At 69.0% G+C, this 8,251-nt stretch carries 9 protein-coding genes; 8 read left to right on the forward strand and 1 reads right to left on the reverse strand.

Going from position 1 to position 8,251, the window contains the following annotated elements; genetic code table 11:
- Positions 1-442: 442 nt before the first annotated feature.
- The 4 genes from ACWEVS_RS39950 (at position 443) to ACWEVS_RS39965 (ending at position 4,608) form a co-directional block, all read left to right on the forward strand.
- The gene (locus ACWEVS_RS39950; RefSeq protein ID WP_452555986.1) at positions 443-1,279 is read left to right on the forward strand and encodes an LppX_LprAFG lipoprotein; all 837 of its coding nucleotides are present in this window, start codon (positions 443-445) and stop codon (positions 1,277-1,279) included.
- Between the two features lie 248 nt (positions 1,280-1,527).
- The gene (rplJ, locus tag ACWEVS_RS39955) at positions 1,528-2,052 is read left to right on the forward strand and encodes a 50S ribosomal protein L10 (RefSeq protein WP_354913849.1); all 525 of its coding nucleotides are present in this window, start codon (positions 1,528-1,530) and stop codon (positions 2,050-2,052) included.
- Between the two features lie 72 nt (positions 2,053-2,124).
- Positions 2,125-2,511 carry a 50S ribosomal protein L7/L12 gene (rplL, locus tag ACWEVS_RS39960; protein WP_354913847.1) on the forward strand — a complete coding sequence of 129 codons (387 nt, stop codon included), beginning with the start codon at positions 2,125-2,127 and terminating at the stop codon, positions 2,509-2,511.
- A 1,443-nt stretch (positions 2,512-3,954) separates the two neighbouring features.
- Positions 3,955-4,608: a hypothetical protein gene (locus ACWEVS_RS39965; protein WP_452555988.1), complete on the forward strand. Its 654-nt coding sequence runs from the start codon at positions 3,955-3,957 to the stop codon at positions 4,606-4,608.
- Here the strand turns inward: ACWEVS_RS39965 and ACWEVS_RS39970 are convergent.
- Entirely contained in the window at positions 4,557-4,955 is a 399-nt protein-coding gene (locus ACWEVS_RS39970) for a nuclear transport factor 2 family protein (protein ID WP_452555990.1), read from the reverse strand. The two genes, ACWEVS_RS39965 and ACWEVS_RS39970, sit on opposite strands and share 52 nt — an antisense overlap.
- A gap of 56 nt (positions 4,956-5,011) precedes the next feature.
- Here ACWEVS_RS39970 and ACWEVS_RS39975 point away from each other — a divergent pair, with 56 nt between their 5' ends.
- The 4 genes from ACWEVS_RS39975 to ACWEVS_RS39990 all read left to right on the forward strand — a co-directional run bounded on the left by ACWEVS_RS39975 (position 5,012) and on the right by ACWEVS_RS39990 (position 7,737).
- The gene (locus ACWEVS_RS39975; protein ID WP_452555992.1) at positions 5,012-5,539 is read left to right on the forward strand and encodes a TetR family transcriptional regulator; all 528 of its coding nucleotides are present in this window, start codon (positions 5,012-5,014) and stop codon (positions 5,537-5,539) included.
- A gap of 98 nt (positions 5,540-5,637) precedes the next feature.
- Positions 5,638-6,639: an ABC transporter ATP-binding protein gene (locus tag ACWEVS_RS39980; protein WP_354913842.1), complete on the forward strand. Its 1,002-nt coding sequence runs from the start codon at positions 5,638-5,640 to the stop codon at positions 6,637-6,639.
- A gap of 88 nt (positions 6,640-6,727) precedes the next feature.
- A complete protein-coding gene (locus tag ACWEVS_RS39985) occupies positions 6,728-7,243 on the forward strand; it encodes a hypothetical protein (RefSeq protein WP_449914207.1) in 516 nt (171 codons plus the stop codon).
- Entirely contained in the window at positions 7,240-7,737 is a 498-nt protein-coding gene (locus ACWEVS_RS39990; RefSeq protein WP_354913838.1) for a hypothetical protein, read from the forward strand. Before ACWEVS_RS39985 ends, ACWEVS_RS39990 begins: the two co-directional genes overlap by 4 nt.
- Positions 7,738-8,251: the final 514 nt, after the last annotated feature.

The raw sequence follows: 8,251 nt of genomic DNA on the forward strand, positions 1-8,251 counted from the left end.
CGCCTGCCAGTGAACGGGACGCGTGCCGGATGGCGGAATTCCGGGCCCGTCGAGTGGACGGATCCCGGGCCCGTCGGGTGGACGGATCGCGCGCCTCCGGGGGATGGGACGCGCGTGCCGGATGGATGGGATCTCGCCGGATGGGAGAGGGTGTGTGATCGAGGTACTCCGACGCCATCGGGTGGGACGGAGGCCCACTCTTGTCGGGAGGCGCCTGTGGGAAGGGCGGGCGGAGTCTCGCGCGTGGCCGAGATAGCGAGGAGCGAGACTTGTGAATCCATGTGAAAAGCGGATACGTGCGTGCCGCCTGTCGTCCGGGCTGGTGGGGGAGGTCGGGAGGCGGGTCGGACGGGGAGGGTGGCAGTCAGGGATGACCCTGGCGTTTCCCTGAGTTGATCGAGGGAAGCCAAAATGCGTGAATCCGCGACGTAGTGTCAGAGGCATGCTGAAGCGCAGGATTAGTCTCGCCGTCGCCGCCACGGGCGCCGCCGCCCTTGTCGCGGTCGCGGGCTGTGGATCGACCGGAACGACCGCGACGGGTGTGGCGGTCCCCATCCAGGCCAACCTGGCCGCCGCTGAGGTCCTGGAGCAGGCCGCGCAGAGGACGCAGGACGTCACCAGCTACACCGTCGACGGTGTGATCGACCTGTCGCATCCTCAGGAGGGCACGGGCAAGGTCCAGGGGCGCATGGTCTACCAGAGCAAGCCGCAGCTGGCCGCCGACCTGACGCTCGACACCGCGAATTTCGGCGGGCAGAGCCTGCCCGGCGGAGGGCGTGTGGTGCTGCAGGGCGACACCGTCTACGTGAAGGTTGACGCGCTGAACAAGATGCTCGGCGCCACCAAGCCGTGGATCAAGGTCCCGGTCAGTGAGGGCGGCGCGGAGGCGAAGCAGTTCCTCGACCAGGTCCAGCAGTTCGACCTGGCGAACGTCACCAAGCTCGTCACCGCCTCCCAGAACGTCAAGCAGGTCGGCACCGAGAGCGTCGGCGGCGTCGACGCCACCCACTACAGCGGCACGTTCCCCGTGGACGCGGCCGTGCAGCAGCTGCCCGCCGACGAGCAGGAGCAGGCCAGGCAGCAGCTGGCCGAGCTGCAGAACGTCGCCTTCGACATCTGGGTCGGCACGGACGGTCTGCCGCGCAAGGTGGCCATGTCCGGAGACGAGAAGGGCGCGAAGTTCAGCGCGAACCTGTTCTTCAAGGGTTTCAACGAGCCGGTCTCCATCGCCGCGCCGCCCGCCGACCAGGTGGGCGAGTTCCCCAAGAACACGAACTGATCCAGCGGGGGCGATTTGGCATCTTGACGAGTCGCCCCCTATTCTGGTCCTTGCCAAAGACCGCCGGTCGTCGCCGGGTGCCTCAAGGCCCGGTGACCGAAGGATCCACGTCATGTGGACGGCCCGCGTAGGTGAGATGCGAGTTCTTCCCGTGTGGTTCCTGCCATATGGGTGAGCCCCGTGCGCCTGCGCCGGGGCTTGTTCCATGTTCGGAGACCTTCGCCGGCGGCACATCTGGAAGGAGGCCCATGGCGAGGGCGGACAAGGCGACAGCGGTTGCCGAGCTCAAGAGTGAGTTCGAGGGCAGCAGCGCCGCCGTTCTGACCGAGTACCGCGGTCTCACCGTCGCACAGCTCAAGGAGCTGCGTAAGTCGCTCGGTGGGAACGCGAAGTTCGCCGTGGCGAAGAACACCCTGACCAAGATCGCGGCCAACGAGGCCGGCGTGACGGGTCTCGACTCGCTGCTGGTCGGCCCGACGGCCGTCGCTTTCGTGACGGGCGACGTGGTCGAGGCCGCCAAGGGTCTGCGTGACTTCGCCAAGGCCAATCCCCTTCTGGTGATCAAGGGCGGCTTCATGGAGGGCAAAGCCCTCGACGCCGCCGAGATCACCAAGCTCGCTGACCTCGAGTCCCGCGAGGTTCTCCTCGCGAAGCTGGCCGGCGCGATGAAGGCGAAGCAGTCCGCTGCTGCCGCCGTGTTCGCCGCGCTGCCCACCAACATGGCTCAGCTGGCCGACGCCCTCCGCGCCAAGCGCGCCGAGGCGGGCGAGTAAGACCGGGGATTGCCGCAACTTCAACCGCGGTCCCGTAACACCATTTAGCAAGATCCATACGGAGGAAACATCATGGCGAAGCTCAGCACCGACGAGCTGCTCGACGCGTTCAAGGAGATGACCCTCCTCGAGCTTTCCGAGTTCGTGAAGCTGTTCGAGGACACCTTCGACGTCAAGGCTGCCGCCCCGGTCGCCGTCGCCGCCGCTGCCGCCCCGGTCGCCGCCGCTGAGGAGGCCGCGGAGCAGGACGAGTTCGACGTCATCCTCGAGGCCGCCGGCGACAAGAAGATCCAGGTCATCAAGGAGATCCGCGCGCTGACCTCCCTCGGCCTGAAGGAGGCCAAGGACCTGGTCGACGGCGCTCCGAAGCCGGTCTTCGACGGCAAGGTCAACAAGGACCAGGCGGAGAAGGCCAAGGCTGCCCTCGAGGGCGCCGGCGCCACCGTCACCGTCAAGTAAGACGGCGCGTCTTTCTGAAAAGAGCGGAACACACCCTGGTGCCGGGTGGGTTCCGCTCTTTTTGTTTGTCCCGGCCTTTTCGTTCGTCCCGGTTTTGGTTGTCCCGGCTTTTGCGGTCTTGGCCGCTCGTGGTCCTAGCCACTCGTGGTCCTAGCCACTCGCGGTGCTGGTCACCCGTGGTGCTGGTCATCCGCCGGTCCCGTCCGCGCGTTGCCCGGTGACGCTCGCCGTCTCAGCCCGCCTCTTTCTCGGCGGGGCGCGCTGTCCTGCCTGCCTTCCATCCCGCTTGTGCGCTGTCCCGTTTGTGCGCTGCCCGGCCTGCGGAGTGTCCTGCCCGCACGCCGTCCAGGCTGCGCGCCGTCGCGCCTGTGCGCCGTCCTGCCTGTGCGCTGTCTCGCACGCACGCCATCCGTCCTGCGGTCTGTCTCGCCCGCACGTCGTCCGTCCTGCGGTCTGTCTCGCCCGCTGCCGTTCAGGCCGCACGTCTCTCGCCCGCACGCCGTCCGGGCCGCATTCCGTCCCTTGTTGTGTGAGGCGCTCGCTTCGCTCGCCGGTTGTCTTCCGGCAGCGCGTTGTCTCGGCCCTGCGTTGTCTCGGCCGTGCGTTGTCCGGCGATGCCTGGGAGTGCGTTCGGGCTACGGGAGGGTCGTGAGGCGGGTTCGGGCCGCGTGGCGGGGCGTGGGGCGGGTTCGGGCCGCGACGGGGAGTTGAGGACGTGGGGCGGGCTCGCGCCGCGGGGTCAGGAGTCGGAGCCGCTGGGCGGGTCCACGGCCAGCTGGTGACGGTCGTTGGGGTGTGGCGGGAGGCCGAGGCCGGGTCGTGAGCGTGGCCGCAGTGGTGGCTGTAGCGGTGTGTTTGGCGAGTCATGAGTGTTGGCCTTCTTAGGCTCGCGGTACGGATGCGATCCCCAGCTTTGCGGAGAGCCGGGCCCGCTGGTGGCCGTATGCCTCGGCCGGCCCGACGGCACTAGGGCGCGGTGTGGGTGCCGCGGCGTATGCGGTGGAGACCGCAGGTTCGCCACACGGGTGGGATCCCCACCACGCGCCCCTCACGGGCAGTCCCGGCCTCGGTGTGGGCGGTCCGGGGATGGTGGCGTCGGCTCGTGGGCTCTTTGGGATGGCCCCGGCCTGGGCGACCCTGAGATGGCGACGTCGGCTCGTGGATCCTTCGGGGTGGCGACGAAAAGCTCGGCCGCCCCCACGACGGTCCGGTGCCCCACAGCGCGCAGGACGGGGACGGTTCCCGCGCGTCCCCTGTTCCCCGCCGGGAGTGGCTCCGGCGTTCCTCGCAGACCCCGGATGGCGGTAGCTCCGGTGATTTCGCGGTGGCGATGGTCTCGATGGTCGGCGGATGGTGAGGTCCCGAGGGTGGCGAAGTCCGGGGAGTGGCGAGATTCGGGGGAGTGGCGAGGTCCGGGAGCACGGCGAGATCCGGAGGACGGTGATGTGCGGCGAGGGCGGTCGCCGGGTGGATGTGCTTCCGGATCCCTGGGCATTCGGCGCGCCGCCGCATGGGTTCTCCGGGGCAACGGCTCCGGGCCTCCTCGACCGGAGGCGGGGGTGGGTGCTGTTCCTCCGACACCCAGCGATCGAGGCCGCCGCGCTGCTCAAGGCCGGCGCCGAGCCGAGCCGTACACCTTGGGTCGCCACCGCCACCGACCGCCGCAACCGCCACCGACCGCCACCGACCGCCGCAACCGCCACCGACCGCCACCGACCGTCGGCACGACCGGCACGACCGGCACGACCGGCACGACCGGCACGACCGCCGGGACCGCCGGGACCGCTATTGGCTGCCACCGTGCCCACCGCGGTCGTTGGTGGCACGAACGCAGCCGGCGCCGGGCTATCCGTCATGGTGGCCGGCGGCTGCAACGGGGCCGACCCCGCGCCGACCCTCGCCCGGTTCCAGCAGGAGGTCCGGGAGGGGAGGATCCGCTCTTTCGTCGGCGGCATGGAGCCGAGCGCCCGCACCGGTGGCGGCGGGGCTGTCAGGATGACCGCCCGGGGTGCGGGAGAGCTGCACCGCGCGCTGTCGGCGCGGCGTCACCCTGTACGGCCTGAGCGCAGGCCGGCGACCGCGGTGGCGTCCATGTAGTCGCGGGTGTGGACGATCTTCCCGTCGCGCACCCGCAGGACGAGCAGTCCGGGCACCGTGTACGGCCGGCCGTCCACCGTGACGGCGGTCTCGTGCTCGACCACGAGCACCTCGGGGTCGACGCTCTGGTGGACGACGACGTTGCGGATGTCCTCGACGACGGCCGGGCTGGCGCCCCATGAGGCCGTGTATCCGGCTCTGATCTCCTCTCTGCCGTTGTAGCGCGGCACCATCCCCGCCATCCGGAAGGGGAACTCGTGGACGCCGTCCTCGGCGTAGAGGTCGGCGAGTTCGTCGGCCGACATGTGGCGCATGGCGTCGTGGAAGCGCGTGACGATCTCTGTCATGCCGGCCAACTTACTCAACAACCGTTGAGCGAACAAGGGGCCAGTAGAGTGACGGCGTGACGCTGACGCGGGCCGAACGCAGGGCCAGGACCGAACGGCGGATCCTCGAGGCGGCTCGCGCCCTGTTCGCCGAAAGAGGCTTCGAACGCACCACGATCAGGGCCGTCGCCGGCGCGGCGGGCGTCGATCCTGCCCTGGTCATGCAGCATTTCGGCAGCAAGCAGGCCCTGTTCGAGCGGGCCGTCCAGGTGGCGGGCGACGACGCCGAGCGGCTGGTCGACGACCTGCTGGGTTCGCTCGGCGTCAAGCTGGGCGAGCTGCCCCAGAGTTCGCTGGCCGTGATGCGCTCGATGCTCACCCATCCGGAGGCCGCCGCGTCGGCGCGGGCCACGTTCAGCGGGCAGATCGAGCGGATCGCCGCGGCGATCGAGGGCGGGGACGCCAGGCCCAAGGCCGCGCTCATCACGGTGGTACTGCTCGGCGTCACCATCGGCCATCAGCTCCTCGACCTCGACGAGCTGCGTGACGTCCCGCCCGACGAGGTGGCCAGGCTGCTCCGCCCGGCGTTGCAGGCGCTGACGTAACCGCCCAGTAACAATCCCGGCGTTTTATTGGAATGGATTCCAATTCACGGGAAGCTCCGTAACAGCGATCCCTTACCACCGGCGATGGGAAGGTGACTGTGGGCGTCGAGGTCGTGGTCGATGGGCTGACCAAGTCGTTCGGTCGGCAGGTCATCTGGGAGGACGTCTCGCTGACCCTCCCCGCCGGCGAGATCTCCGTGCTGCTCGGACCGTCCGGCACCGGCAAGTCGGTCTTCCTCAAGACCCTCGTGGGCCTGCTGCGTCCCGACCGCGGCCACATCTGGATCGACGGCTACGACCTGGCCAACTGCAGCGAGAACAAGCTCTACGAGCTGCGCAGGCTGTTCGGGGTGCTCTTCCAGGACGGTGCGCTGTTCGGCTCGCTCAGCCTCTACGACAACGTCGCCTTCCCGCTGCGCGAGCACACCAAGAAGAGCGAGTCGCAGATCCGCCAGATCGTCATGGAGAAGATGGAGCTGGTGGGCCTGGTGGGCGCGGAGGGCAAGCTGCCCGGCGAGATCTCCGGGGGCATGCGCAAGCGCGCCGGGCTGGCCCGCGCTCTGGTGCTCGACCCCGAGATCATCCTGTTCGACGAGCCAGACTCGGGCCTCGACCCGGTCCGGACCGCCTATCTCAACCAGCTCATCGTCGACCTCAACGCCGAGATCGAGGCGACGTTCCTCATCGTCACGCACGACATCAACACCGCCCGCACGGTGCCCGACGACATCGGGCTGCTGTTCCGGCGTGAGCTGGTGATGTTCGGCCCGCGCGAGATGCTGCTGTCGAGCGACGAGCCGGTGGTCAGGCAGTTCCTCAACGCGCGCAGGCACGGCCCGATCGGCATGTCGGAGGAGAAGGACGTCTCCGAGCTGGAGGCCGAGGCGCAGATGGGTCACGACCCCGGCGCGCTGCCGCCGATCCCGCCGCAGCTGATGCCCAGCGGCAACGGCATCCGCCGGACGCAGAAGCCACCCGGCTCGTGGCTGGCCGCCAACGGGGTGATCCCGCCGCAGGGCTCCTTCGTCGACGAGCGCGGCCGCAACTGGCTGGAGGAGTATCCCCGGCTCGTCAACGCGCACATGAACGGCGTGCGCTGACGCGGCGCCGTCCGGCGGGACGCTCCACCGATGCCCGCCCGGATGTTCGGGGCCTGGACGAATGGGTCGAGCGTTATGATCCCGCGATATGGCAGGCAGTGCTGACTCCTCCCGGTCGGCGACCGTGGTGCGCGCGCTGATCGTCGCGCTGGCGGCGATCCTCGTGCTGGTCACGGGGCTTGCCTTCTGGCTGAGCGCGCAGCTGCGCGACGAGGAGGCGGCGGCGACCGACCGCCGGGCGGCGATCGACGCCGCGGCGGCCCACGCGCTCAACCTGCTCTCGCTCAACTACAAGAGCGCCGACGCCAGCATCGCCAAGATCCTCGCGACCTCCACGGGTGTCGCCTACGCGGAGTACCACGCAGGGGCGCCCAAGCTGAGGGAGACCACGATCGCCAACAAGGTCGTCCAGACCGGAGTCGTGCGCGCCTCGGGGATGGTCTCGATGGCGGGCGACGCCGCGAAGGTGCTGGTCGTCGCCGACTCCACGATCAGCTGGGAGGGCACGGGGACGCCCCAGCAGGACCGCTACTACCGCTGGTCGATGGACCTGTCCAAGGTCGGCGGCCGTTGGCTCGTCGCGAAAGCGGAGCAGGTGCTGTGAGAGTCGTCATGGCGGCGCTGCTCGCCGCGGCCGTGACCTTCCTCGGCTGGGTCTCGCTGCGGATGCACGGGGAGCTGAGCGAGCTGCGCGAGGGGCGGGCGGCGGGGGAGCAGGCGCTGGCCGCGGCCCGGGCGCTGGCGCCCGACCTGCTGTCGTACAACTACCGGACGATTGAGGACGATCTCACCAGGGCGCAGGCCCTCACCACCGGCGAGCTGGCCGGCCGCTACCAGGAGCTGCGCAGGTCGCTCGTGCCCCGGGCCACCGAGCAGCGGACGGTCCAGGAGGTCTCCGTCGCGGGGGCCGCCGTGCAGGACGCCACGCCGGACAGGGTGTCGGTTCTCCTGTTCGTGAACATGGGGACGACCAAGCAGGCGCAGAGCGATGCCGAACCGCGGCAGCAGGTGATCCAGAATCGGGTACGGCTCGTCATGGTGAAGGATGGTTCGCGGTGGTTGGTGGGCGATCTCTCCACTTTGGTAGGCAGCAGTTGATGTCGGGCATGTCCCGACATTCAATTGTTATCAAATTCCAGGTTTAGCGAGCCTTGTGAGACGGGTACATCCGTCACGGTTCCACCGATCGTCGGCATGGGTTCAGACCTCGGTGTGACAGAGCGTTAGCGGCCCCGGCTCGCGGGTATCGTCTTGGGGCCTACGGCTAGCCATCTGTCACCAAGGGAAGAAATCCCAGCGTCCAGGCTTTGAGTTGGCCGAAAGTCCGGCTCGCGGGCTTGACGTTTCCGCTCGGACGGGCGATGCTGCGGACAACGTGGAGCATGCAGCGAGAGCGAAGTGGACAGGCGTGTGCCGTTCGGCTACACTGCCCCTTTGCGCTGCCCTTTGACGACCCGCTTCTCTTGCTCACGTTGCGAGGTTGTCTGGCGTGCGTGTAGTCAGTCCGCCGCGAGCCCTCGGAAGGACATCTGTTGGCAGCCTCGCGCAACGCCTCCGCCGTACCCGCCGGTCCCCGTCGCGTTTCCTTTTCGCGCATCCAGGAGCCCCTCGA

The organism is Nonomuraea sp. NPDC003754 (genome assembly GCF_053605785.1).

Bases quoted from the DNA above. Each gene is read 5' to 3' on its own strand.
- ACWEVS_RS39970 (WP_452555990.1), bottom strand. From the start codon at position 4,955: ATGACAGAGATCGTCACGCGCTTCCACGACGCCATGCGCCACATGTCG.
- ACWEVS_RS39985 (WP_449914207.1), top strand. From the start codon at position 6,728: ATGGCAGGCAGTGCTGACTCCTCCCGGTCGGCGACCGTGGTGCGCGCG.
- rplL (WP_354913847.1), top strand. From the start codon at position 2,125: ATGGCGAAGCTCAGCACCGACGAGCTGCTCGACGCGTTCAAGGAGATG.
- rplJ (WP_354913849.1), top strand. From the start codon at position 1,528: ATGGCGAGGGCGGACAAGGCGACAGCGGTTGCCGAGCTCAAGAGTGAG.
- ACWEVS_RS39965 (WP_452555988.1), top strand. From the start codon at position 3,955: ATGTGCGGCGAGGGCGGTCGCCGGGTGGATGTGCTTCCGGATCCCTGG.
- ACWEVS_RS39950 (WP_452555986.1), top strand. From the start codon at position 443: ATGCTGAAGCGCAGGATTAGTCTCGCCGTCGCCGCCACGGGCGCCGCC.